We start from the raw sequence: 25,746 nt of genomic DNA on the forward strand, positions 1-25,746 counted from the left end.
GAAGTCGGGCACCGCCCAGTCGAGGCCGACCAACCGCAACAGGCTTTCGACGAAGCCTGTCGTCTGCCGAAGCGCCATGCCGAACAAAACCTTCATCGTAAGGCACGTCTGAATAGCGGCGTCGCTGTAGCTCTGCTGACGGCCGCGCCTGCCTGACGGCGCGGCATCCCAGCTCATGTCGGGGTCAAACCAGATCGACAGTGAGCCCCGGCGCTTGAGCGCATCATTGTATGCTGGCCAGTTCCTGGTCCTGTAGGTTGCGGGTGTAGGTCTGCTCATGCATCCCTGCTACCACGCTGGATTCATGAGATGAATCCCGCACGGGATTTGTGCAACAGAGCCGGTTCAGGCACGAAGACCATTTGGAACCGAGTGACGTCGTCTCTTTTTTGACCATAGCTGCCCCACATAGAAAGAGCTTACTTTCACGTATTTTGGGACGCTAGATTGAACGGCAGCTTCGTCCCGCACTGCTGACCTTGGGTTGCCTGCACATGCTGCACGATGCCACCGATGTCCGGTGTGGGGAAGCTGCGCCGCAGCGAGGCGCGGCCCGGCAAATGTCTGGATAGGGCCGGGAGCGACGGCCGCCGCGGCTCGCTAGGTGTTCGCCTCACTGCGCGGCCGGAGTCCGCTTCAGAGCCCTTTCCAGACATAGTTGACCCGTGCCTTCGTGCAGGCGCAGCACGAACTCCATGGGTGGGCTCGCTGCGACTATTCTATGGGCGCCACCTGCCATTTCATCAGGATTTTCCGGCGTTTTCTGCACCTGCACAATCAGGGAGCTTTGCTGCTACGCCAGCGCAGCGCACACTCGAGGCTCGCGATCAGTGGGAGCCCATGATGACCAGCGAGAAGTTCAACCTCCTCTCCTTCACCGGCAAGATGCGTATCCTGCACCTGACGTGGTTTGCCTTCTTTCTGACCTTCGTGGTGTGGTTCAACCTTGCACCAATGCTGCAGGCGATCCGCACCAGCCTCGGCCTTGACCAGGCGCAGGTGACGACGCTGCTGGTGCTGAACGTGGCGCTGACCATCCCGGCGCGCATCGTGATCGGCATGCTGACCGACCTCTATGGACCGCGGCGGGTCTACTCGGGGCTGCTCATCGCCTGTTCGATCCCCTGTTTCGTCTTTGCCGTGGCCGACAATTTCACCCAGCTGGCGCTGGCGCGCTTCGCGCTTGGCTTCATCGGGGCGGGCTTCGTCATCGGCATCCGCATGGTCTCGGAATGGTTCCCCGCGGAAGAGCTTGGCACCGCCGAGGGCATTTACGGCGGCTGGGGCAACTTTGGATCGGCGGCGGCGGCCTTCACCCTGCCAACCATCGCGCTCTGGTTTGGCGGCGAGAATGGCTGGCGGTGGGCGATCGCCCTCACCGGGCTGATGTCGCTGGTTTACGGCTTCATCTATTACGCCTCGGTGCAGGACGTGCCGAAGGGGTCCAAATACTTCCGTCCCAAGAACGCCACCGCGATGGAGGTTACCTCGAAGGGCGATCTGATGTTCCTTCTGGTGATGAAGGTGCCGCTCTACATTGCGCTCGGCGCTCTGGCCTGGCGCCTGCGCAACGTGGCGATCTTCACCACGCCCACCATGTATATCGTCTGGTTCGGGCTGCTGCTGCTCTATGCCTACGATTCCATGCTGGCAGTGCGCGCCAACCGCCGCGTGCTGACCGAGGAAGTACCTGCCTTCCAGCGCTACAGCTTCAAGCAGGTGGCAATCCTCAACATCCTCTATTTCGCCACCTTCGGATCGGAGCTTGCGGTGGTGTCCATGCTGCCGCTGTTCTTTGCCGACACATTCGGGCTGTCGCCGGTGGTGGCCGGCATGGTCGCCTCGGCCTATGCCTTCATGAACCTGATGTCGCGGCCCGGCGGCGGCTGGATTTCCGACCGCTTCGGGCGCAAGCCGACGCTGCTGATCCTCACCGCGGGTCTGGCGGTCGGCTATGCCGCAATGGGGATCATCGGCTCTGCCTGGCCGGTCTGGCTGGCGGTGGTGGTGGCCATGGCCTGCTCGTTCTTCGTGCAGGCGGGTGAAGGCGCGGTCTTTGCCGTCGTGCCGCTGATCAAGCGCTCGCTCACCGGGCAGATCGCCGGGATGACCGGCGCATACGGCAATGTGGGCGCGGTGATCTACCTGATCGTCTACTCAGTGGTCGATGCCTCGACCTTCTTCTTCGTCATCGCGGGGACCGCGGTACTTGGGTTCGTCGCGCTGCTGTTCCTCGAGGAACCCTCGGGCGAGATCGCCGAGGTTGACGAGGACGGCACCGTCACCATGATCAACGTGGGGCTCAAGGCCTGAGACCACGAACACTGGTGCGCGTATGGACGAACCCGCAAATCTCTTCCCGAAGCGGGCTATGAAGGCCGTGCTCGGCGGATGGAGCAGCGCCGGGGTCAAGCCAAGGAATGACGACGCCATCTCCGGCAGGATCCCCGAAAGCGCGTGGGAGCTTCACACCAAGGGCGCGATCGCCTGCATCGCAGATGGTATCTCGACCGGGCGCAACTCGGACAAGGCGGCGCAGATCTCGGTGATCCAGTTCGCGCGAGACTACTACTCGGCACCGGAAAGCTGGCCGGTGCGCGACTGCGCCGGGCGTTTGCTGACCGCGCTCAACACGTGGTTCCACGCGCAGAACCGCAGCGGCTCGCCCGAGGCCGAGGGGCAGGTCACCACCTTTACCGCGGTGATCGCCCGCTCGCAGACCCTGCATGTGGTTCATATCGGCGATACCCGGGCGCTGCGCCTGCGCTCAGGGCGGCTGCGATGCCTGACCGAGGACCATTCGGCCCGCTTCATGGGCGAGCACGAAGCGCTGACCCGTGCACTGGGAATCGAGAATGATATCCGCGTCGACTACCTTTCGGAGCAGATGCAGGCGGGCGATCTTTACCTGCTGACCAGCGACGGCCTGCATGCAGTGCTGAGCGAGGCGCGTATGGCCGAGCTGCTGGCCGCAGGCCCGCTCGAAACTCAGGGGGATCTCGAAGCCGCAGCGCGCGGGCTTTGTCACGCGGCGCTGGACGCGGGAAGCGACGACAACGTCAGTTGCATGATGCTCCGGGTGTTGGACCTGCCGTCCGAGAGCTTGACCGAGGCACACAGCCGCCTGACCGCTCAGGTCATCCCGCCACGTCTGGCGCCGGGCAACCGCATCGACGGCTGGGAGGTGATCGAGGTCCTGCATGCCTCGACCCGCAGCAATGTCTACCTTGTGCGCCGCGCGGGTGAGGATGGGCGCTTTGTGCTCAAGGCACCGTCAAAGGGGCTTGAGGACAACCTGCAGTACCTCGACGGTTTCACACTCGAGCAATGGGTGGGGCGGCGGATCGACAATCCGCAGGTGATGAAGATCCGCCCGCATGAGGACAGCCGGTTCCTCTACTACGTCGCAGAGCATGTGGAAGGACTAACCCTGCGCCAGTGGATGGACCAGCACCCCACGCCAAGCGTCGCCATGATCCTGCCGCTGCTCGGATCGCTCGCCTCCGCGCTGCGCGCCTTCCATCGCATGGGCATGGTGCATCGCGATCTGAAGCCCGAGAACGTCATCCTCGGTGCCGATGGGCGCGCGAGGATCATCGACTTTGGGTCGGTACAGGTCTCGGGATTTCGCGAGCTCTCCCGCGGCGGCGTCGAGGACATGCCCGAAGGCTCGCTCAACTATATTGCCCCCGAAGTGCTGCTCGGACAGGAGGCCTCGCCGAGGTCCGATCTCTATGCATTGGGGGTGATCGCATGGGAGATGCTGGCAGGCGACGTTCCGGTTGATCTCGAGACACGCGGCAAGCTGCCGACGCGCGCCGAGGACTGGGCCCTGCCGCACATCTCGGACAAGCGGCCCGACCTGCCCGAAGGCGCGCAAGCCATTCTAGCGCGTGTCCTGTCTGTCGCCCCCAAGGGGCGGCCTCAGGCCATGTCGGAGTTTCTTGCCGAACTGCAGTCTCTGGCCAAGGGCCATGGGGCCGGACGACCCGAGTTCGTGCCATTGCTGCAGCGGGGATCGGTCACCTTCTGGCGGGGCTGGGCGCTTGCCAGCACCGTGCTGGCGCTGCTGCTTCTGGTGTTGCTACTCGGCGGCTCTTGACACCCCTTGCTGCAGCAGCGCCGCCAGTTCCGCCTTGCATGATCCGCAGTTTGTCCCCGCCGAGAGGCTGGCGCCGATCGCCTCGACGCTCTGCAGACCTTCGGCCCCGATGGCCCGCAAGATGGTGTTGCGCCCGACCGCGTAGCAGGAGCAGACCACCGGGCCAGGATCGGGCATGTCTCCCCGCGCTGTCCCTGCAAGGGCCCATGGGGTCTCGGTCCCCGGCAACCCGGCAAGAAAATCGCGCATCAGCCGCACCGGCTTATGATCGAGATAGAGCGCCGCGAGCAGGATTTCCCCGTCCATGAAAGCAAGACGCGTACGGCCCTTCGCCATGTCCTTGCTCATCTGCAGCGCAGCATCGGGCAGCCCGAAGAGCGCGCGCGCGAAATCTTCCGCGTCCGCGATCTCTTCGGTCCCCGCAAGTTCGGCGCGAAAGCCCCGGTCGGTCCGGGCCAGAGCCCAATAGGCGCACTCCGGGCGGGGCCGCGCGGTGGCGATGGCAAACCCGTACCACGCAGCCTCGAACCGAGCGGCGGAGACCGCCGCGGCCTTGCTTTCGGGCTGGCCGGAGACGGGGTCCGTCACCGACGCAATGAGCGCGTCGATGCGGGCTGAGGGGGCTGTCTCTCCAGTCCAGTGCATCGGCGCGAACAGATGCCCCGGCTGCACGTCGCGCGTGATCCGCAGGCGAAGGATGGCGCTGCCCTGTGGGCTCTCCAGCCGCAGCAGATCGGCAGGCGCAAGCCCCAGACGCGCGGCATCGTCCGGGTGCATGTCGACGAAGGGTTCGGGAAGATGAGCTGAGAGCCGAGGCGAGAGCGCCGTTCGGGTCATGGTGTGCCACTGGTCGCGCAGCCGCCCGGTGTTGAGGCGGAACGGATGTTCCGGTGTGAGGGCCGCTGCGGGCGCGCGCGGGGCGAGCGCAAGCATCCGTGCCTTGCCGTCCGGATGGTAGAAGCCGCCGTCTTCGAAGAACCTGCCGCCGCTCTTTGCCGGACCGTCGGGCCAACGGAACGGCGGCATGCTGTCATAGTCAGAGCTGGAAAGCTTCGCGCGGTTCGAAATGTCGAAGTCCTTGCCGAACGTCCTGGCGAGGCCCGAAAGCGCGGCGTATTCTGCGAATATTTCGGCCTCGTTGTCCCAGTTAAAGCCTTCCGCAAACCCCATCCGTTGCGCCACCTCCGCAAGGATCGCCCAGTCCGGCCGTGCCGCTCCCGGGGGTGCGAGTGCGGCCCGCTGCCGCGAGATCGTGCGGTCGGAGTTGGTGACTGTTCCGCTCTTCTCGGCCCAGGCGGTGGCCGGCAGCAGCACGTTGGCCTGCCGCGCGGTGTCGGTGGCGGCAGTGATGTCGCTGACCACGACGAAGGGGCAACTGGCGATCGCGTCCTGCACCGTGTCGGCGTCGGGCAAGGTGACGGCGGGGTTAGAGTGGATGAGCCACAGCGCCTTGATGCGCCCATCCGCGACGGCGCGAAACATCTCGACTGCCTTGAGCCCCGGTGCCTCGGGCATCGCCGGGGCGTTCCAAAAGCCGCGCACCGCGTCGCGATGGTCCACGTTCTCGATGTCCAGATGGCAGGCCAGCATGTTGGCGAGCCCCCCGACCTCGCGCCCTCCCATGGCGTTGGGCTGGCCGGTGACCGAAAACGGTCCCATCCCGGGCTTGCCGATCCTGCCGGTCGCGAGGTGGCAGTTGAGGATGGCGTTCACCTTGTCACTGCCCGAGCTCGACTGGTTCACGCCCTGCGAGAAGATGGTGACGACCTTCTCGGTCCCGATCCAGAGGTCGCAGAAGTCGCGCAGCGTCTCTCGCGAGAGCCCGGTGAAAGCCGGATCGCTGCCCTGCGCCGCTTTCAGGGCCGCGTCGAACCCCTCGACATGCGCGCTGACATAGTCGCGATCCACGGCACCGCGCCGCGCGACCTCGGCCAGCAGCGCGTTGAACAGCGCCACGTCCGAGCCGGGCTCGAGTGCAAGGTGAAGGTCCGCACCCTCGCAGCTGGCGGTGCGTCGTGGATCGATGACGACAAGGCGGAGTGCGCGCTTTTCGCGCGCTGCCATGATCCTCTGGTAGAGGATCGGGTGGCACCAGGCGAGGTTGCTCCCCACCAGCACGATGAGATCGGCCTCCTCGAGGTCATCGTAGACCCCCGGAACCGTGTCGGTACCGAAGGCCCGTCTGTGGCCCGCAACGGTCGAGGCCATGCAGAGCCGCGAGTTGGTGTCGATATTGGCCGAGCCGATGAACCCCTTCATCAGCTTGTTGGCGACGTAGTAGTCCTCGGTCAGCATCTGGCCCGAAACGTAAAAGGCAACGCTGTCCGACCCGTGGGTCTCTATGGTCTTACGAAATCTGGTCGCGACAAGGTTGAGCGCATCCTTCCAAGTGGCGGTGCTGCCGTGGACCTGTGGGGCGAGGAGGCGCTCCTCCAGTCCGACGGTTTCGCCAAGCGCCGAGCCCTTGGAGCAAAGCCGCCCGCGGTTGGTGGGATGGGCGGGATCGCCGCGCACGGCAAGGCCGCCGCTGCCATCGGCGGACAGCAGGACGCCGCATCCCACACCGCAGTAGGGGCATGTCGAGCGGACCTCGGCGCCCATCAGGCGGCGCGTGCGGCGACGGCGTCCCCGTCGAGAAGGATACGCCCACCCTCGGTCTTCACCGGGTAGGTGGGGATGCGGCCGTCGTCGGCTCCCTGTGCCTCGCCGGTCTCGAGAGAATAGACCCAATTGTGCAGCGGGCAGGTGATGTTGCGTCCATGAACCATGCCCTCGGCCAGCGGCCCCCCCTTGTGTGCGCAGGTGTTGGAGGTGGCGAAAAGCTCGTCCTCGGCGGTGCGGAAGATCGCGACGCAACCTGATCGTGTCTTCACCACGCGCGCCCCGCGCAGGGGAATTTCGTCAAGCGCGCCCACGTCGATCCAGTTCATTCCGCGGCCTCCTGCGTGAAATCCGCCAGCGGCTGGAACTTGCGGGCCTCGGCGGGCGCCGCGCGTTCCGCCCAGGGGTCCTTCTGGTAGACCGTCTGCGAAAGGTCGAAACGCTCCACCAGCGACTTCCGCCGGCTTTCATCGGCAAGCACATCCTTGACCCAGTCGAGCCCAACCTTGGCGACCCATTTGTAGGGACGATCGAGGTACTTGGCGTGCTCGCGGTAGAGCTGCACGAAGGCGACAGTCCATTCAATCGCCTCCTCCTCGCTGGCCACGTCGACCAGCCGCTCGGTCTCCTTCACATCCATGCCCGCAGCCCCGGCGACCCCGACCTGATAGCCACTGTCGACGCAGATGATGCCCACGTCCTTGCAGGTGGCCTCGGCGCAGTTGCGCGGACAGCCAGAGACGCCAAGCTTGACCTTATGCGGCGTCCACGAACCCCAGAGCCGCTTTTCGAGCTTGATCCCGAGCCCGGTGCTGTCCTGAGTTCCGAAGCGGCACCAATCCGAGCCGACGCAGGTCTTCACCGTGCGCAGGCCCTTGGTGTAAGCGTGCCCCGACACCATTCCAGCATCGTTGAGATCGGCCCAGATGGCGGGAAGATCTTCTTTCTTGATGCCTAAGAGGTCGATGCGCTGGCCGCCTGTCACCTTCACGGCGGCATCGTATTTGCGCGCCGCCTCGGCGATGGCGATCAGCTCGTCCGGCGTGGTCATGCCGCCCCACATGCGGGGCATCACGGAGTAGGTGCCGTCTTTCTGGATGTTGGCGTGGTTGCGCTCGTTCACAAGGCGCGACTGGGGATCATCGCGATACTCCAAAGGCCAGTCGGCGAGCAGGTAGAAGTTCACCGCGGGTCGGCAGACGTGACAGCCATTCGGGGTCTTCCAGCCGAGTTCCTGCCAGACCGCAGGCTGCGACTTCAGCTCCTTGGTCTTGATCAGCACCCGCACGTCCTCATGGGTGAGATCGCAGCACGCGCAGATCGGTTTGGCGGACGGCATCTCGAAGCTGTCGCCCAGTGAGACCGCGAGCACCTGCTCGACAAGTCCCGCGCAGGTTCCGCAGGAGGCCGAGGCCTTCGTCTGCGCACGCACGGCCTCGAGAGAATGCGCGCCCCCTTCGACGGCCTTGAGGATATCGCCCTTGCACACGCCGTTGCAGCCACAGATCTCGGCATCAGCCGGCAATGCTGCAACGGCTGCCAGAGGGTCCGCGGCGGCACCGCCACCCCCCTGAAACGCAGGGCCGAAGATGAGCGTCTCGCGCATTTCCTCGATGTCGGTGCCATCCTTGATCAGCCCGAAGAACCAATTGCTGTCGGCGGTGTCACCGTACATGACCGCGCCGATCAGCCGGTCCTCCTCGATCACCAACCGCTTGTAGATGCCGCGCGCCGGGTCGCGGAAGACGATATCCTCCCGCGTGGGGCCCTCGACGAAATCACCGGCCGAGAAGAGGTCACAGCCGGTGACCTTGAGCTTCGTGGACAGCTCGCGCGCCACGAAGGTGTCATCCTCGTCCAGCAGGGTTTTCGCCAGAACCTTGGCTTGATCGTAGAGCGGGGCGACGAGACCAAAGAGATTGCCTGCGAACTCGACGCACTCACCCACGGCGAATATGTCCGGATCCGAGGTCCGCATTTGCGCATCAACTTTGATCGCGCGCCCCATGTCGAGCCCCGCCGCATGGCCGAGCGCCACCGCTGGCCGGATGCCCGCGGCCATACAGACAATGTCCGCCTTCAGCTCCGTTCCGTCATCGAGCAAGACGCGCTCCACCTTGCCCGATCCTTCGATCGACTTGGTGTTCGCCCGGGTGATCACCCGGATTCCGCGCTTTTCCAGATCCTTCTGCAAAAGGTAGCCCGCGGTCTCGTCGAGTTGCCGCTCCATCAGATGCCCGGAGATATGAAGCACCGTCACCTCCATCCCCCGCAGCCGCAGTCCGGCTGCGGCCTCGAGGCCCAGCAAGCCGCCTCCAATGATCACCGCATGCGCGCCGGGACGGGCGGAAGCCTCGATCATCGCGTTGGTGTCCTCAAGGTCGCGATAGGCGACGACCCCCGGCAGATCATGGCCCGGCAGCGGGATAATGAACGGGGCCGAGCCCGTCGCGATCACAAGCTTGTCGTAGGGAATTTCGCCTTTCTCGGAGCTGACGATCTTGCGTGCGGTGTCGATGGCGGTGACGCTCTCTCCGAAGCGGGTGATGACGCTGTTGGCGGCGTACCACGCATCGTCGTGGGTGACGATTTCTTCGAAGGTCTTCTCGCCCGACAGCACAGGCGAGAGCATGATGCGGTTGTAGTTCCCGCGTGGCTCGGCGTTGAACAGCGTGACCTCGAAAGCGTCGGGCGCCGCGTCCAGAAGGTGCTCCAGCATCCGGCCAGAGGCCATGCCCGCACCAATCACGACAAGTTTCTGCATCTGCTTCCTCCTGTGCGGGGTGGCTCAGAGATACCAGGCGACCACATAGGCCAGCCCGTTTTCGTGGTGGATCGGAAGGGCAACCATCTGGGTATAGCCCGCCGGCAAACCGGCGCCGCCGACCTGCACATGCGGCAGGCCGGAGCCCAGAACCCGACCGATGGGCCCCTGCCACGCGGTGACGGAAAGGGCATCGAGCGGCGGGTTCTCCTTGGGTGCCAAGAACCCTTCGCGCTCGCAGAGCCCGTCGATCCTCAGGGCCTTTTTTTCCGGGCCAACCCTCTCGGCTCGCGCATCCCAGATCTCGAAGCGATGCGCGATCGGCGTGCCAGGCGCCGAAAGCAGCGTGAGCACGTAGGTCTTGTCGCCCGGCGTCGGGATCGGCAGCCCGAGCCCGGTCTTGAGCCCGGCCTTGCCCGCACTTTCGGCGCGCAGAAAGCCATAAGACGCTCCGAGGTCGCGCATGAGAATGGGGGTTTCAGAGGCCCAGACGCCACCCGGCAGACCCTGTCCGTGCCCGAAGGTCGTGGCCTTCGATACCCGCTCGAACTCCTCTGCAGTGCCATAGTAGCCATCGCTCAGAACGAGACTGTTGGCGCTGTCCTCCCACACCTCGATCGCCCCCACATGCTCGGCATCGGCAAAGAGCACGACCAAGATGGCCAGCAGGACATCTTCCGCGAAGACCGGGATCGCGACAGCCGCTGTCAGACCGGAGGCAGCGGCGGCCTTGGCGCGGTGAAAGGTCGAGTCGTCCAAAGTGCGCAGAACAATTGGCCGCGCTTCGGCCCAGGCTTTTCCGGGCAGACCCTCTCCCTTGGCGAAGGTAGCGCGCGCGGACGCCGCGCCGAAGCCTTCCAGCCCGTCATATGTGCCCGTCGCAAGCACCAGCCTGTCGCCTTCCGGCACCCAGACTTCGGCGATGCGAATGAATGTATTGGTAGGTGCTTCCAAGAGATCGTCCATCGCTGCTCCTTTGCGGGGCGTGGCTTCTGCGGCAGGGGATGCCGCCTGGTCTCACCTCATCCGACGCCAAGGCGCCTTTGGCTGGCAAGCATTCCACGCTGGGCGAAGCGCTTCATCCGGTTTGGGCGGGGAAGATGCCGCGAATTTGTGCAGAGGTTGGGCGCGAAGAGTGAGGTTCCAAGCGCAGACCGGTCTGTCCATGCCGAGACTGGGACCAAAAGGCACGAGATGAGGACACCGGCATGCCGGGAGGTACAGAGAATTTCGCACCCGCAGCGAATGTCCGCAAGTGTCCTATTTTGTTGAAAAACTCGCGCTTGATCGGAGGGCCGTCGGCTGATTCAATTCCCGCAATGGGTGGGAGGATCGACGATGATGGGACCGCGGCAGGAGGCGCAACCGGCGCTGTTCTACGAGTTCTCGCTCGAGGATCATGTCCCGCCAGATCACCTCCTGCGCTCGATTGACCGTTTCGTGGAACTGTCCGGCATCCGTGCTTACCTCGCCGATTTCTACAGCCATACGGGTCGTCCGTCTGTAGATCCGGAGTTGCTGATCCGCATGCTGTTGGTGGGGTATTGCTTCGGCATCCGGTCGGAACGGCGGCTCTGCGAAGAGGTGCATCTGAATCTCGCTTACCGTTGGTTCTGCCGCCTGGACCTCAGTGACCGGGTCCCGGATCACTCGACTTTTTCGAAGAACCGGCACGGCCGGTTCCGTGACAGCGAGCTATTGCGCTACCTGTTCGAGGCGACCGTGGCGCGGTGCATCGAAGAGGGCCTGGTCAGCGGACAGCGCATGGCCATCGACGCGAGCCTCATCGAGGCCGATGCCAACAAGCAGAACTCGACGCCGAAGGAGGACTGGGACGCGAGGCGGATCGATCCCGCTGATGCGCCCCGAGCCGTTCGCGAGTATCTGGACGTCTTGGACGAAGCCGCATTTGGCGCAGCAAGCGAGGTCCAGCCCAAGTTCACGTCCCATTCCGACCCCGCCAGCCAGTGGACTGCGGCCCGTAAGGGACCGGCCTTCTTCAGCTATTCCGACAACTATCTGATCGACACGGACTATGGCGTCATCGTGGACGTGGAGGCCACCAGGTCAATCCGGCAGGCAGAGGTCGGTTCGACCAGGACCATGCTGGAGCGCGTGAAGGCCAGGTTCGACCTGCACCCCGAACGCCTGATTGCGGATACGGCCTATGGCACCGGGCCGATGCTGGGCTGGTTGGTCGACCGCAAGATTGCCCCGCACATTCCCGTCTTCGACAAATCCGGGCGAGCCGATGGGACTTGGACCCGCGCGGACTTCGAGTGGGATGCGGAGAACGATCAGTACATCTGCCCCGAGGGGCACGAGCTGAAGCAGTTCCGCCGGAACTATTCCGACCCGAACCGGGGTCCGACTGGCAAGGGAACAGTTCGCTATCGGGCGCTGAAAGAGGTCTGTCAGGTATGCCCATCCAAAGCGATGTGCTGCCCGAACGCGGATGCACGCAAGATCACCCGTGAGGAACATGAAGATGCCCGGCAGGTCGCTCGCGACATCGCCAAAACCGAGCAATACGCCATCTCGATGAAGTTGCGGAAGAAGGTCGAGATGCTCTTTGCCCACCTCAAACGGATCCTTGGCCTGAACCGGCTCCGATTACGCGGGCCGTGCGGTGCAAATGACGAATTTCTCCTCGCCGCCACCGCCCAGAACCTCCGCAAACTAGCCAAGATCCTTCCTGCACTGCAGCAACCGAGAAACGCCTGACAGAACAGGCGCTCGCGCCATGTTCAGCCGTCGATATTCTGCACCGGCGAACGGGTCTTTTTCCACGGAATCGGCGGAAAGCTGTCGTTAGCCGCGGTCGCGAAGGCATCCCGACCGCACCGTGGAAGCGGACGTTCAGGCGAAAATCAAGACCAGGATCAGCTTGATCGACAGGAGGGCCGGGAAGCGGGCTTTATCCTAAGATCGCGATAGCGGGTCCGCCCGCCCCTAGAGGAAAGTTGACTGCAGTTATATGATGCAACAAGTACGGGGCCCTCAGGCATATGCACGTTGCGGATTCCGAATGGATGAGCGCGACCGCCACGCCACATGGTTCTTCCCTAGCGGAACTGAAGTCAGATTTGCGCCACGTCGACGAGAGGTCGTCGCGGCCGTATGACGTTCACACTTCGATAACCCGGCAGTCTGCTTGCTTGCAGTCCCGCAGCAGAGCCGGTGCCAACCGCGCGCCGGTGACGACCACGTCGAAGTCGCGGATGTGGCCCATCTGACAGGCAAGATCCGCCCCCATCTTGGTGCTGTCCACCACCAGGACGCTTTGCTTGCCACAGCCCGCGATGGCTTTGCGCACAGCGATTTCGTCCGAGTTATAATCCATCACGCCCCCAAGGTCAGACACGCCCCCGCAGCTGAACACGCTATAATCCACACGGTATGTCGAGAAGAACTGGTGCGCGGCGACGCCGATCATGTCGAGGTCGCGCATGCGCACCGTTCCGCCGGCCAGTTCGACCGCGATACCGGGAGCGTTCTGCAGGGCGCAAACCGCGTGAATGCTGTTCGAGACCACGAACAGGTCCCCGTGAGACGTCAGGAACCTCGCGCATTGCTCGACCGTCGTGCCGGTGCCAAGCGCCACGCGGGCGCCGTCGGGGATCAGGTTCTTGACCGCCAGCGCGATGCGTTGCTTTTCCTTGCGGGCAATCCCCTCGCGCGGCAGGTATCCGATGTTCTCGCTTTGCTGACGCAGCTGGGCGCGGCCATTGCGGCGCTGCACCAGGGCGGCTTCGTCAAGGTCGCGCAGATCGGCCCGAAGGGTCTGGACGGAAACGCCCAGACGTTCGGACAGGTCGGCGGCCGAGAGCGACACGTTCTCCGCCAGAAGCGCGATGATGGCGTCGCGGCGTCCATGCAAGTCCAGTCTCACGGGAACTTTCCTTCGAAAATAAGTTGATCGAAGGAAAGCGTAAGGAGGACCGGCAACTGCTGCAATATAAATAAATATTTAATACCATAGTTACAAAACTGTTAAGGAGTACGCGGATAAGGCCCTGACGAAAGCTTTCGTTCGAAAGCCCTAACCCGGGAGCAGCCCCATGAAATTCGCCCTCACCTCCGCCGTTTTCGCGCTCATGGCCGGCACCGCCATGGCCGACACCATCACGCTTTACACCTCCCAGCCCAATGCGGATGCCCAGCAGACCGTCGACGCCTTCATGGCCGCCAACCCCGGCACCGAGGTCGAGTGGGTCCGTGATGGTACGACCCAGCTTATGGCGCGTCTGCGGGCCGAGATCGAAGCCGGCAACCCGCAGCCCGACGTGCTGCTGATCGCCGATACCGTCACGCTGGAAGGCATGGCGCAGGAAGGCCTGCTGGCCGCCTACCAGTCGCCCGAAGCCGATGCCTACGATGCGGCCCTTTATTCGCCCGAAGGGTACTACTACTCTACCAAGCTGATCACCACAGGCATCGTCTACAACACCGGCGTCGAAACGGTGCCGACCTCGTGGAGCGACTTGGCCGATCCCGCGATGCAGGGCATGATCGCCATGCCGTCGCCGCTCTATTCCGGCGCCGCGCTCATCCACCTGGCCACCCTGACCGGCGACGAAACCCTGGGCTGGGACTACTACGCCACCCTGGCCGAGAACGAGGCCCGCGCGCAGGGCGGCAACGGCGGCACCTTCCAGGCCGTCGCCTCGGGCGAAAAGCCCTATGGCATGGTCGTGGACTTCCTCACCATCCGCAACAAGGCCGAAGGCTCGCCGGTCGAGTTCGTCTTCCCCGAGGAAGGCGTGTCATACGTGACCGAGCCGGTCGCGATCATGTCCTCCGCCAAGAACATGGAGGGCGCGCAGAAGTTCGTCGATTTCGTGCTGAGCGCCGAAGGCCAGGAACTGGTCCTCGACATGGGCTACATCCCCGCTCGTGACGGCATGGGTGTGCCCGAGGGCTTCCCGGCCCGCGAAGACATCAAGCTGATGGCCTTCGACCCGGCCGAGGCGCTGGAGAACTCCGAGGCCAACAAGGGCAAATTCGCAGAGCTCTTCGGCGCCGAGTGATGGGGATCGCCTTGCAAACAGGAAGCAGCCGAGCCGAGGCTCGGCTGCTTTCGTCAATCCTGATCATCGCGCTTTGCCTGACGCTGGCGCCCGTGGTGCGCCTGTTCTTCGAGGGCGTCACCGATCAGGGGCGGCCAAGCCTCGATCTGATGCGCGACGTCCTGGCACAGCCCTCCACCCTCAGAGCGCTGAAGCATTCGATCGTCACCGCAGGGCTTGGCACCGTGGTGTCGCTGGTGCTGGGCGCGGCCTTTGCCTTTCTCGTGGCGCTGACCGATCTGCGGGCCAAGGCGGCTCTGGTCTTCTGCCTGATGATCCCGATGATGATCCCGCCCCAGATCACCGCGCTGTCCTGGATCCAGATCATGGGGCCGTCGTCGGTGCTGCTGAAGACGCTCGGCATCGCGCCGCCGCTGGGATCGCCGCAGCCGCTCTATTCGCCTGAAGGCATCATCCTGCTGCTGGGCATCCAGCACATGTCGATCATCTTCCTGACCCTGCGCGCGGGTCTGCGCTCCATCCCGCAGGACGTGGTCGAGGCCGCCCGTATCAGCGGCGCCCGGGGGCTGCGGACCTGGTGGCAGGTGGTGCTGCCCCTCACGCTGCCAAGCCTTGCGGCGGGGACCGCGATCACCTTCGTGACGGCCCTGGGCAATTTCGGCATTCCGGCCATGCTGGGCATTCCCGCAGGCTATTCGACCCTGCCGACGCTAGTTTACCAGAAGCTTGCAGGCATGGGCACCACCGTGCTGGCCGAGGTTTCGGTGCTGGCGATGCTGATCGGGGCCGTGGCCGTGACGGGGATCCTGCTGCAACGCCATTTCCAGGGGCGGCAGAAGCTGCACTTGGTCGGCAGCACCTCGCGCCCGCTGGCCCTGCCGCTGGGCGCGGCACGTCTGCCCGTTGAAATCGCCCTCTGGGCCGTCGTCTTCGCGATTCTGGTCCTGCCGATGTTCGGCCTTCTGGCAGCATCGCTGGTGCCGGCTTACGGGGTGCCGCTGCGCCTGGACACGCTTACGCTGGACAAGTGGCACGAGGTGCTGTTCCGCCAGCCGGTGACGACGCGGGCCTTCGCGAACTCCTTCGGGCTGGCCGCGGGCGCCGCGCTGGCGCTGATGCTGATTTGCCTGCCGCTGGCCTGGCTCATGGAACGACGCCGGACGCGCCTGGCGCGGCTTTTCGACAGCCTGCTCGATCTGCCCTATGCGTTGCCCGGCGTGGTGCTCTCCATCGCGATGATCCTGCTGCTGATCAAGCTGCCCTTCACCGATGCCACGCTGTACGGCACGATCTGGATCATCTTCTTGGCCTACATGGCCCGGTTCTTCGCGGTCATGTTTCGCCCAGTTCAGGCCAGCCTGAAGCTGCTTGACCCGGCAATGGACGAGGCCGCGCAATCGGTCGGTGCCTCGCTGCGCCGCCGGCTGCGCGACGTGATCCTGCCGCTGTCTGCCCCGGCCGCGGCGGCGGGCGCGATCCTTGTCTTCCTGACCGCCTTCAACGAGCTCACCGTCTCGGCGCTGCTCTGGTCCTCGGGGACCGAAACCCTTGGCGTGGTGATCTTCAACCTCAACGACAGCGGAGAAGCGGGCATGGCCAGCGCCTTGGCCATGGCCATCGTCCTCGTTGTGATGGCGCTGATGGGCCTGATCCAACTGTTGTCGCACCGTTTTCCGAAAGGAGTCGTCCCGTGGCAGACATAGATCTGTCTTCCGTCGGCAAGACATTCGCGGGCACGCCCGCGCTGCATGACATCACCACCCGGTTCGAGGATGGCGAGTTTGTCGCCCTGCTGGGCCCCTCCGGCTGCGGCAAGACGACCTTGCTGCGTATCCTTGCCGGTTTCGAGGCCCCGACGAGCGGTCGCCTGCGGATTGGCGGGCGTGAGATGGCGAATGCCGACACCGGGGCAAACCTGCCCCCCGAAGACCGCAATATCGGCTTCGTCTTCCAGTCCTACGCGCTTTGGCCACACATGAACGTGCGCCGTAACGTATCCTACCCGCTGGAGATCCGCGGCCTGTCCAAGGCCGACATCGCGCGTCAGGCGGGCGCGGCGCTCGCCTCGACCGGGCTTGAGGCCTACGCAGACCGTATGCCCTCGGACCTCTCCGGAGGCCAGCGGCAGCGCGTGGCGCTGGCACGGTGCCTGGTGTCCGATCCCTGCGCCGTGCTGCTGGACGAGCCTCTGGCCAACCTCGACGTGGCGCTGCGCGCCTCGATGCAGGGGGTATTCACCGACTTCCACCAGCGCACCGGCGCCACCATGGTCTATGTTACCCACGACCAGTCCGAAGCCATGGCCATGGCCGACCGGATCGCGGTGATGGATCAGGGCCGCATCCGGCAATTCGACACGCCGCAGGCGCTTTACGAGCGACCGAAGAACCGCTTCGTCGCGGAATTCGTCGGGCGCGGCACGGTCCTGCCAATTCAGTCTGTCGCGACCCGCGGCGCGGCGCTGGAGGCCGAGGTGCTGGGCGCCCGGGTGACCGTGCAGGCGGAACCGGACCGTGGCCGTGTGCCTGTCAGCCACGTCTGCCTGCGCCCCGAGAACCTCAGCATCGCCGAGACTGGCGACCTGCGCGGCACGGTTTCGCGGATCACCTACATGGGCGGGAAATACCTGCTCGAGGCACTAACGACCTGTGGCTCGCGGCTCTTCGTGGAAACGCGGGCCCGGTTCGAGATCGGCGCGCAGCTGGGTCTTGCGATCACCAGCCCTTGGGCCTTCGCGGAGGACTGATGCAGAGCGTAAGACTACTTTCCGGCATCGGGGACAAGGGCCCCGCATGCATCCAGCTGATGGTCGACGGGCGGATCTGGCTGCTTGATTGCGGCTTTGGTCCCGAGGCCAACGCCCAATTCAATCCGGCCTGGCTGGACGGCGCCGAAGCCGTCTTCATCAGCCATGACCACATTGACCACATCGGCGGCGCCTCCTACGCGGTCGAGGCCGGGTTGCCGATCTATGCCACCGCGCAGACGGCCAAGGCCCTGCCGCCGGCGGCCCGGGTCAACCTGCTGCCCGAGCAGGGGCAGGTGGTGATCAACGGCGTGACCCTGACCACCGGGCGCAATGGCCATGCACTGGGCGGCGTCTGGTTCCATTTCGACCTGGGCGACGGGTTCTTCTATTCCGGCGACTGGTCGGAGGAATCCGAGTGGTTCTCCTTCGATGTGCCGCCGCCTGCGGCAACGGCCGTGCTCGATTGCTCCTACCATCTGGACGACGTACCCCAGTCGGCGCGCTTCGCGGCCCTTGACGTGCTGCTGGACCAAATGGAAGGGCAGGTGCTCTTGCCGGTGCCGCCGTCCGGAAGGGCCGGAGAGATGGCCCTGTACCTGATGCGGCGTCACGGCTGCGAAAGCGTGATGCTGGATCCCGAATGCCAGTCGGCGCTGCGGATTGCGCTCGACAGCGGGGCGGTCTGCCCCGAGGCCCGGGATGTGGCGCCGCTGCTGGATCGCGGCCCGATGGAGCAGGCGCGGTTCCTGATCTGCGACACCCCGAACGCCGATGGCGGCGCCGCTTGGGGCTATGTCCGGGCCTGGAACGAAAGTGGCCGCCTGGGCCGCGATGCGCATGTCATCTTCACCGGCCACATGACCGCCCATGCACGCGGCATCTGCAGCGTTCCGGGCGGACATTTCCAGCGCTGGAACGTGCATCCGCCCCTGCGCGACCAGCTGAAGATGCTCCGGCGTCTTGGCGCGAGGCGTTTTGCGCCGGCGTTCTGCACCCGCCCGGAGGAGTACCTGGCAGAGGGTCTGGAGGTCGAGGTGTTCTTCCACGACCGGGTGCGCCTGTGATGGGCCCTTTGACGAGCCCTGTGATGAGCCGCACGCGTCCCGCACGGGACTTCTGCCTGATCCGGCACGGCGAAACGACGGCGAATGCGGCCGGGATCATCGCTGGCGTCACCGACGTGCCCCTGACCGCACAGGGCCGGGATCAGGCCCGCGCACTGGCCGAGCGACCCTGGCCGGACGACATGGCCGTCTACGCAAGCCCCCTGAACCGGGCCCTTGAGACCGCGCGGCTTGCCCTGCCGGGACGGCAGGTCCGGCTGCACCCTGGCCTGCGCGAACGGGATTGGGGCGTCTTCGAAGGGCGCCCCTTGGCCCGACAGCCCGACCGCGAAGACACCCCGGACCAAGGCGAACCCTGGGCGGACATGCTTCGGCGGGTCGAGGCCGCGATCCTCGGGATCTGCGCCGAACACCCCGACGCCCTGCCTGTCCTGATCTGCCATTCGGGCGTCATCCGCGCCGCGCGCGTCCTGTGGACGACGGGCGATACGGGCACGCGCCCTCCAAATGCAACCCCGCTCCTGTTCCGGACGACGGGGCCTGACCTGACGGAGACACCCCTATGACGAATATGACGACCACAGCCCCGACCCCCTGCGTGGTGTTCGATGTCGACGGAACGCTGGCCGAATTTGACGCCGACCGCCTTGGCCACCTTGTGCATGGCGTGGAAAAACACTGGGATGACTTCCACGCAGCCATGGCCGACGCCCCGCTGATTGCCCCGATTGCCAGGCTGATGCACCGGCTCAAGGCGAGCGGCGAAACGATCCTGATCTGCTCGGGCCGGCCGAAGGGCTGGGCCGAGCAAACCGTCGCTTGGCTGCGCAAGCATGACCTGCCATTCGACGGCATCTACTTGCGGGCCGAGGATCAGGACGCCGCCACAGACCCCGAGGTCAAGCGCCGTGCGCTGAAGGAGATGCGCGACGATGGCTTCGACCCCTGGCTGGTCATCGACGACCGCAGCTCGGTCGTCGACGCCTGGCGCGGCGAAGGCCTGGTCTGCCTGCAATGCGCGCCAGGCAATTTCTGAAGGCGTGCGCTCGGAGAATGCCTCTGTCCAGTGCCGTGAGGCCGGGGCACCGGTGATCCTGTCCGGCAAGCTTGGGGTCATGCAGCGATTGCCCCGGGGTGCAACGCCCTGGTTCCCCGCCTCGCGCGTTGTGTCAAACCTTCGCCCAGCCAGGCGGACCGGACTGTCGAAAATGGGCGTTCCCGACCCTCGGGATTCTGCACGGCGGCTGTCGCGCATGGCGCCCGCTGCAGCTTCCTGCGCGCTGACGGTAAGTCAGTCGCCTGCCGTGCTTGCAGCGAACGGTATCATCGCCTGCGGTACGGACCTCAGGGAGTTGGATTATACTGCGCGGTGACATGAAGATCCGCAACTGGGAAGCTGCGCTGCGGCAATGGTGATCCTAGCCAATGTCCGGTTTGGGCCGGTCTAGCATTCTGGGGTCAAATGGCGGCTTTTGGCTTGTCGCGGCTTGCAAATCTCCCGACGGTATATTGTACAGAATGTAATACATCCGTACGATTGGGCGCGAAAACCGCGGTTTTTCTGTGTTATCAGGTCGCTAAACTCCCGATCAATACGGCGCCAGCGTCTCCCGCATGTCGCGGAACTCGGCCAGCGCGCGCATAGTACGGCCTTCGTCAATGGTTGCCAGGTCGAGGATCACCGTGTTTGTCACCGTCATCGGCACCACAAGGCTTTGCGACTCGCCCGCCTCGCCGCGCGACACCGCGATGTGGCGATCGGGGGGCGGGTCCAGTGCGGCGCCGCGCTTATCGGTGAGCGCCAGCGTCGTCGCGCCGCGCACGGCGGCCACCTGCATGATCCGCGCAACCGCTTCCGGCAGCTTGCGAAAGTTGATCAGCCACATCACATCGTCGCCGGTCATTCCAGCGACCTGTTCCAGCCATTGATGCTGCATCAGGGACAGGTCGACCGCGTCGTACCCCGACCGGCGCAAGCGCAGCGCAACGAGGTGGCACAGTGTGGCGGCGTGACTTTGCCCGAACATGAAGATCCGCCGCGCGCCCAGCAGCGCTTCGGAAAAGCCGCGGATTTCGGCATCGGTCACGCTGGCGCGCAAGCTTTCCAGCGCCGTGATCTCGCTGTCCAGAACCGAGGACAGAAGCCCGCTGTCCCCCGCCTTGGCCAGCCGGGCGGCGATACGGGCAGTGGGGTCCTCGAACTCGCCCTTGCCCTCGACCAGCCGCTGCTGAAGGAAGGCCCGGAACTCCGGGTATCCCTTGAACCCCAGCCGCCGTGCCAGCCTCACCGCCGAGGCGGGATGCACCCCGGCGCGAAAGCTCACCTCTTTGCCGTTCTCCATCGCCGCGCGGATCGGATCGCGGACCATCACGCCAAGGATGCGGGCGTCCGCCTCGGTCAACTGGTCCGAGTGGCGGGTGATGAGGTCGTCCAGAAACGCGGAGTCGGGGTTTTGCATCGGCAGGAATGATCTCTCAAACGGGCCTTGTCGTCCAGCTCGGCAGGGTGCCGCGTCAGACGCGCGCGCCAGTTTGCATGTCGAACAGATGTGCGGCGGCTGCGTCGTATTCCAGCCAGATCCGGTCACCCGGGGCGGGAAGCTCCTGCCCGCGGTGGGCAATGGCGGACATGACACCCGACTGCGTCTGGCAGTGCAACACGACCTCTGATCCGGTCATTTCTGTCAGGGTCAGCCGAGCCTCGATGGACGCGGCGCCCGGTTTCTCGCGGTGCAGCCGCAGCGTGTCGGGGCGCAGGCCCAGCTCGACCCCGCGTCGCCCGGTCCAGCCCGTGATCGTGTCGGAGGTAACGAAGTTCATCTTCGGCGTGCCAAGGAAAGACGCAACGAAGCGGTTCACCGGATGGTCGTAGATCGCAGCCGGTGTGTCGAACTGCTGCAGGTGGCCGTCCTTCATCACCGCGATCCGGTCGGCAAGCGACAGTGCCTCTGTCTGGTCGTGGGTCACGAAGACGATGGTGGCGCCCAGCTGCTGATGGATCGTCTTGATCTCGGTCCGCATCGCGTTGCGCAGGGCGTTGTCGAGGTTCGACAGCGGCTCGTCCATCAGGAAGGTCGAGGTGTCGCGCGCCATGGCGCGGCCCATCGCCACTCGCTGGCGCTGGCCGCCGGATAGCGCGCCGGGCTTGCGGTCGAGGTAGGGTGTCAGCTGAAGCGTCTCGGCCACCTCACGGGCGCGGGCCTCGCGCGTCTTGCGGGGGACCTTGCGGAGTTCCAGGCCGAAGGCGATGTTTTCCAGCACTGACATGTGCGGATACAGCGCGTAGTTCTGAAAGATCATCGCGATGTTGCGATCCTGCGGCGCAAGCGCGTTCGCGCGGCGACCGTCGATGATGATCTCGCCATCCTCGCAGCGTTCCAGCCCGGCAATCAGGCGCAGCAGGGTGGACTTGCCGCAGCCCGAAGGGCCGACGATGACGACGAATTCGCCGTCGCCGATGTCGAGGTCGACACCATGCAGGACCCGCGGGCCATTGGCATAGCTCTTGCGGATGTCGCGAAGGGTGATCGAGCTCATGCTGCCGTCTCCTTAAGGAATGCATCGCGGCGGGCGATGGCAAGGCTGGGGCGGTCGGTGGTGAACACCTTGGCGCCCAGACGCAGGGCGTGGTCGATCTGCGCGGCCGTATGGGCGGCCCAGCAGCCGAACTCCAGCCCCGTGCCCTGAAGGTGATCGCGCAGCGTTTCCGTGGCGGTGTCTACGTTGACGCCGATCTCGGGGATGCCATGACCCTTCGCCAGGTCCGCCACGGCGCTGGCACCAAGCTGGGTAAGCACTGGGGGGCTCACCAACCAAAGCAGGGGCCGGTCGGTGACATCGCGCAGTTCGTCGAGGGTTGGCAAGAGGAACGAGGTGAAGCCGGTTTTCGCCAGCATCCCGCAGCGTTCGATCTCGGCCACGACGCGGTGCGCGAAATCGGCATAGGCCACGCCGCCCGGTCCCGGCTTGATCTCGCAGCGCAGCGTGACGCGACTGTCTCTGTAGATGTCGCACAGCTCGGAAAGCGAGATCGGGTGCTGCCCGCCGGAATAGTCGATGACCGCGGCGCGCACTGCCGCCTCGGGCAGATCGCGGATCGCGCCCGTGCGGTCGGTGGTCCGGTCCAGCGTGGCGTCATGGTGTACCATGATCGCGCCGTCGGCGGTGGGATGGACGTCGAACTCCACCTCGTCCACGGCCATCGCGGCGGTGGTGCGGAAGCCGTGCGGCGTGCTGTCGCCGAATTCCAGCGTGCCACCCCGGTGCGAGGCGATACGGGTGACAAGGGAAAGATCAGTCATTGCGATGTCTTCTTGTTGGTGTTTCGGGGCCGCGCTCATTTCACCGCTCCCATCGTGATGCCGCGCACGAGGTGGCGCTCGACGAGGACGAAGCCCAGCAGGACCGGCAGGATGGTGATCGTCGATGCCGCCATGACCAGCGGCCAATCGATCACGTCCTCGCCCGGGTTCACGCGGTACAGCCGCGCCAGCCCGATTTGCAGGGTGAAGAGGTCGCTTTCGCTGATCGCGACCAGCGGCCAGATGTAGTTGTTCCACTCGGCGATGAACAATTGCAGCGCCATCGAGAAGATCGCCGGCTTCGAGATCGGCACGATCACCCGCCACAGCACTTTCAGTGGCGTCGCCCCGTCCATGTAGGCCGCCTCGTCCAGCGCGCGGGGGATTCCGCGGATGTACTGGCGCAGGAAGAAGGCGGCGAAGCCCGAGGAGATCGCAGGCAGGATAAGGCCCGCATAGCTGTCCAGCATCCCGGCGCGCGCCAGCGTCAGATAATTCGGGATCAGCGTGATGTGGCTGGGGATCATCAGCGTCGCCACCACGGCACCGAACATCAGGTTGCCACCCCGGAATTCGAACCGGGCAAAGGCGAAGGCGGCCATCGTGGCGAACGAGATGCCCAGCAGCGTCACGATCCCCGACACGATCACCGAGTTCAGCAGATATCGGGCGAAGTTGTACTGCCCGACCGCCACGTCGTAGTTGCGCAGGGTGAAGTCGACCCCGCCGGAGTAATAGGCATCCGAAGTCTGGAAGCTCATCCAGATGGAATAGAGCACCGGCGACAGGAAGATGACGGCGGCCAGCAGCGTGAGGCCATTGATGAGCCAAAGGGCGCGGGCGGACGTTTCACGAGTCATAATGAACCCTCCGGCCGATCACGCGGGCCTTCACCAGGGCCAGCGCAATCAGGAAGATGAACAGCAGCACGGCCAGCGCAGACCCAGTGCCGATGTCGAACAGGGTAAAGCCCACGCGGTAGAGCATGTTGACGATCATGTCGGTCGCGCCCGCAGGACCGCCGCGTGTCATCACGTCGACGATGGTGAACACCTGGAACGCGTCGATCACCGAGATCACCAGCAGGAAATACGTGGTCGGCATCACCAGCGGGAAGGTCACGCGCCGGAACACATGGAACCGGCGACCGCCGTCCACCGCCGCCGCGTCGTAGTATTCCATCGAAATCGCCTGTAGCCCGGCGGTGTAGATGATGACGTCATAGCCGAGCTGTTTCCACGTGTTCACGAAGATGATGACGTACAGCGCAAGGTGCGGGTCCTGCATCCACGGCACCTTGTCGAAGCCCAGCAGGGCAATGAACCCATTGATCGCGCCGTAATCGGTCGAGAACACCCAGCTGAACACCACCGCGATTGACACGGTGGAGGTGACGGCGGGCAGGAAGATCGCGCCCCGCGAGATGCGCGACACCGCAGTCTCGCGGATCAGGAACGAGGCCACCGCCAGCGCCAGCGCCAGCCGCAGCGGCACCGAGATGAGCGCGAAGACCGCCGTGACCTTCAGCGAATTCCAGAAATCGCGCGTGGTCAGCAGCAGGCGGTAATTGTCGAGCCCGACCCACGGCTTGGTCGGCGACATGAAATCCCACTCGCGGAACGACAGGTTCACGCTTTGCAGGATCGGGTAGTAGGTGAAGACCGCCATGAAGCCCAGAAGGGGCAGCACGAACAGGTAGGGTGTCAGTTTGCGAAGCATATCGGGAAGAGTGCCTTGGGCGCGGGGACCACGGGACCGGACGGGAAAGGGGCCCCGTAGCGGGGCCCCTGACCGGTGGCTCGGGCGCGGTTACTGGCCCACGCGGCCCGCCTCGACGCGGGTGCGCTTGGCGAAGTCGGCAAGTGTGTCCTCGACGTCGCGCTGACCCAGCGCCATCGCCTGCCACATGTCGTACTCAGTGGCGCGCATCCAGGTCACGACCGGCGGGCGCGGACGGCCGCGGGCGACATCCAGCTGCTCGATCGACACCCGGATGCCCGGCTCGTTCTCAAGCGTCTCGGCTGCCAGCGGCTGGTCTGCGGTGTTGCGGTTGATCGGCATATAGCCGGTGCCCGCGAACCAGATCGCGTTCGATTCCGCCGACGCGGCGAAGCTGATGAACTCGTAAGCCGCGTCCTGCACTTCGGCGTCCGCCGTCGACAGGATACCGATGCCGGCCCCCCCGATCGGTGCGGCGCAGACCTTGTTGCAGGGCAGCGGGCGCACGATCAGATCATCGCCCAGCGACGCCTTGGACTGGCGGTAATTGCCGGTCGAATTCAGCATGATTCCGACCTTGCCCGCGAAGAACGCGTCGCGGCCGGTCTTCTCGTCGGTCACGTTGTCGGCCGAGGCGACTCCGTGCTCATGCACCAAAGACGCCATCCATTCATAGGCCTCGACGGTGTTCGGCGCATCGATCAGGACCTCGCCCGACACGCTGTCGATCAGGTCACTGTCATTGTCCATGATCAGGCCCCAGCGCGCGAACTGGCCGGGCGCCGCGATGCCATAGATGCCCTCGTCGCCCAACGCACCCTGGATCTTCTGCGCGGCGGCGAGGATCTCGTCATAGGTGGTCAGCGGCGTGTCCTCAGGCAGGCCTGCGCGCTCGAAGATGTCCTTGTTGACATAGGTGACCGGGGTCGAGCTGTTGAAGGGCACGATATAGTTCTTGCCTTCGTAGACGCCGACCTCGCGGGCGAAGTCGAACAGTTCGTCCTTGAGTGGATCGGCTTCGAGGTAATCTGTCAGGTCCATCAGCACGCCGCGATCGGCGAACAGGCCGTAGCGGGTGACTTCCATGATGACGGCATCGGGGCCACGGCCAGCGGGGATGGCGGCTTGCAGGCGAGCGACGATGTCATTGTAGTTGCCGACATGCTCGGCTTCGATGGTGATGCCGGGGTTGGCTTCTTCGAAGTTGGCGATGATCTCGGCCAGCGCGTCACCGGACGAGCCGCCGAAGCTGTGCCAGAATTCGACGGTGACCTCTGCCGCTGCAAGAGAGGTCGAGCCAAGCAGGGCAGCAAGGCCCATCCCGGCGACACGGGTAAGTTTTCTGTCCAAGGGGACCACCTTTTTGCAATTTGGGTTGCACGTTGTTTCGGTGGTCGGGATAGTCGCGCTATGTGA

At 64.9% G+C, this 25,746-nt stretch carries 21 protein-coding genes; 9 read left to right on the forward strand and 12 right to left on the reverse strand.

Annotated features, from left to right (window positions below; translation table 11 throughout):
* Positions 1 to 279, reverse strand: a 279-nt coding sequence (locus D6860_RS23630) for a transposase (RefSeq protein WP_206512218.1), incomplete at its 3' end; no start/stop codon positions are given.
* A 564-nt stretch (positions 280 to 843) separates the two neighbouring features.
* On the opposite strand from D6860_RS23630, the gene D6860_RS23635 reads away from it, so the two are divergent.
* Positions 844 to 2,313 carry a NarK family nitrate/nitrite MFS transporter gene (locus D6860_RS23635; RefSeq protein WP_179949464.1) on the forward strand — a complete coding sequence of 490 codons (1,470 nt, stop codon included), beginning with the start codon at positions 844 to 846 and terminating at the stop codon, positions 2,311 to 2,313.
* Positions 2,314 to 2,371: 58 nt separating this feature from the next.
* Positions 2,372 to 4,102, forward strand: coding sequence for a bifunctional protein-serine/threonine kinase/phosphatase (locus tag D6860_RS23640; RefSeq protein WP_162277746.1), 1,731 nt, complete (start codon positions 2,372 to 2,374; stop codon positions 4,100 to 4,102).
* On the opposite strand, the gene D6860_RS23645 is transcribed toward D6860_RS23640, so the two are convergent.
* The 4 genes from D6860_RS23645 to D6860_RS23660 are packed head-to-tail and all read right to left on the reverse strand — an operon-like array spanning position 4,085 to position 10,433.
* Complete coding sequence (locus tag D6860_RS23645; protein WP_076623598.1) at positions 4,085 to 6,703, reverse strand: nitrate reductase; 2,619 nt, start codon at positions 6,701 to 6,703, stop codon at positions 4,085 to 4,087. The genes D6860_RS23640 and D6860_RS23645 overlap by 18 nt on opposite strands.
* Positions 6,703 to 7,032 (reverse strand): nitrite reductase small subunit NirD, encoded by a 330-nt coding sequence (nirD, locus tag D6860_RS23650; RefSeq protein ID WP_017467554.1) that lies wholly within the window; start codon positions 7,030 to 7,032, stop codon positions 6,703 to 6,705. The genes D6860_RS23645 and nirD overlap by 1 nt, the downstream gene beginning before the upstream one ends.
* On the reverse strand, positions 7,029 to 9,467 hold the full coding sequence (nirB, locus tag D6860_RS23655; protein ID WP_076623599.1) for a nitrite reductase large subunit NirB: 2,439 nt from the start codon (positions 9,465 to 9,467) through the stop codon (positions 7,029 to 7,031). The genes nirD and nirB overlap by 4 nt, the downstream gene beginning before the upstream one ends.
* Before the next feature lie 24 nt (positions 9,468 to 9,491).
* Positions 9,492 to 10,433 (reverse strand): GAF domain-containing protein, encoded by a 942-nt coding sequence (locus tag D6860_RS23660; protein WP_017469147.1) that lies wholly within the window; start codon positions 10,431 to 10,433, stop codon positions 9,492 to 9,494.
* A 372-nt stretch (positions 10,434 to 10,805) separates the two neighbouring features.
* Between D6860_RS23660 and D6860_RS23665 the strand changes: the two genes are divergently transcribed.
* Positions 10,806 to 12,191, forward strand: coding sequence for an IS5/IS1182 family transposase (locus D6860_RS23665; RefSeq protein WP_076623600.1), 1,386 nt, complete (start codon positions 10,806 to 10,808; stop codon positions 12,189 to 12,191).
* A gap of 403 nt (positions 12,192 to 12,594) precedes the next feature.
* Here D6860_RS23665 and D6860_RS23670 read toward each other — a convergent pair whose 3' ends face one another.
* Positions 12,595 to 13,359 carry a DeoR/GlpR family DNA-binding transcription regulator gene (locus D6860_RS23670; RefSeq protein WP_076623601.1) on the reverse strand — a complete coding sequence of 255 codons (765 nt, stop codon included), beginning with the start codon at positions 13,357 to 13,359 and terminating at the stop codon, positions 12,595 to 12,597.
* A 169-nt stretch (positions 13,360 to 13,528) separates the two neighbouring features.
* Between D6860_RS23670 and D6860_RS23675 the strand changes: the two genes are divergently transcribed.
* The 6 genes from D6860_RS23675 to D6860_RS23700 are packed head-to-tail and all read left to right on the forward strand — an operon-like array spanning position 13,529 to position 19,346.
* Positions 13,529 to 14,497, forward strand: a complete 969-nt coding sequence (locus D6860_RS23675) for an ABC transporter substrate-binding protein (RefSeq protein ID WP_017467405.1) — start codon at positions 13,529 to 13,531, stop codon at positions 14,495 to 14,497.
* Positions 14,497 to 16,200: an ABC transporter permease gene (locus D6860_RS23680; protein ID WP_076623602.1), complete on the forward strand. Its 1,704-nt coding sequence runs from the start codon at positions 14,497 to 14,499 to the stop codon at positions 16,198 to 16,200. The genes D6860_RS23675 and D6860_RS23680 overlap by 1 nt, the downstream gene beginning before the upstream one ends.
* The gene (locus D6860_RS23685) at positions 16,188 to 17,243 is read left to right on the forward strand and encodes an ABC transporter ATP-binding protein (protein ID WP_076623603.1); all 1,056 of its coding nucleotides are present in this window, start codon (positions 16,188 to 16,190) and stop codon (positions 17,241 to 17,243) included. Before D6860_RS23680 ends, D6860_RS23685 begins: the two co-directional genes overlap by 13 nt.
* Positions 17,243 to 18,310, forward strand: coding sequence for an MBL fold metallo-hydrolase (locus tag D6860_RS23690; protein WP_076623604.1), 1,068 nt, complete (start codon positions 17,243 to 17,245; stop codon positions 18,308 to 18,310). Before D6860_RS23685 ends, D6860_RS23690 begins: the two co-directional genes overlap by 1 nt.
* 23 nt (positions 18,311 to 18,333) lie before the next feature.
* Positions 18,334 to 18,876 (forward strand): histidine phosphatase family protein, encoded by a 543-nt coding sequence (locus D6860_RS23695; RefSeq protein WP_093411860.1) that lies wholly within the window; start codon positions 18,334 to 18,336, stop codon positions 18,874 to 18,876.
* 5 nt (positions 18,877 to 18,881) lie between these two features.
* On the forward strand, positions 18,882 to 19,346 hold the full coding sequence (locus D6860_RS23700) for a phosphatase domain-containing protein (protein ID WP_076625363.1): 465 nt from the start codon (positions 18,882 to 18,884) through the stop codon (positions 19,344 to 19,346).
* Between the two features lie 553 nt (positions 19,347 to 19,899).
* Here D6860_RS23700 and D6860_RS23705 read toward each other — a convergent pair.
* From D6860_RS23705 to D6860_RS23730, 6 genes are all read right to left on the reverse strand, one after another.
* The gene (locus D6860_RS23705; RefSeq protein ID WP_076623606.1) at positions 19,900 to 20,769 is read right to left on the reverse strand and encodes a MurR/RpiR family transcriptional regulator; all 870 of its coding nucleotides are present in this window, start codon (positions 20,767 to 20,769) and stop codon (positions 19,900 to 19,902) included.
* 55 nt (positions 20,770 to 20,824) lie between these two features.
* On the reverse strand, positions 20,825 to 21,847 hold the full coding sequence (locus tag D6860_RS23710; protein WP_043870807.1) for an ABC transporter ATP-binding protein: 1,023 nt from the start codon (positions 21,845 to 21,847) through the stop codon (positions 20,825 to 20,827).
* Positions 21,844 to 22,611 (reverse strand): glycerophosphodiester phosphodiesterase family protein, encoded by a 768-nt coding sequence (locus D6860_RS23715; RefSeq protein ID WP_076623607.1) that lies wholly within the window; start codon positions 22,609 to 22,611, stop codon positions 21,844 to 21,846. Before D6860_RS23715 ends, D6860_RS23710 begins: the two co-directional genes overlap by 4 nt.
* 35 nt (positions 22,612 to 22,646) lie before the next feature.
* On the reverse strand, positions 22,647 to 23,471 hold the full coding sequence (locus D6860_RS23720) for a carbohydrate ABC transporter permease (RefSeq protein WP_017468361.1): 825 nt from the start codon (positions 23,469 to 23,471) through the stop codon (positions 22,647 to 22,649).
* Entirely contained in the window at positions 23,461 to 24,330 is an 870-nt protein-coding gene (locus D6860_RS23725; protein ID WP_076623608.1) for a carbohydrate ABC transporter permease, read from the reverse strand. The genes D6860_RS23720 and D6860_RS23725 overlap by 11 nt, the downstream gene beginning before the upstream one ends.
* 90 nt (positions 24,331 to 24,420) lie before the next feature.
* Entirely contained in the window at positions 24,421 to 25,680 is a 1,260-nt protein-coding gene (locus D6860_RS23730; RefSeq protein ID WP_217621344.1) for an ABC transporter substrate-binding protein, read from the reverse strand.
* Positions 25,681 to 25,746 lie beyond the last annotated feature (66 nt).

The organism is Salipiger sp. D13, from assembly GCF_003703915.1.
GTDB lineage: Bacteria > Pseudomonadota > Alphaproteobacteria > Rhodobacterales > Rhodobacteraceae > Salipiger > Salipiger profundus.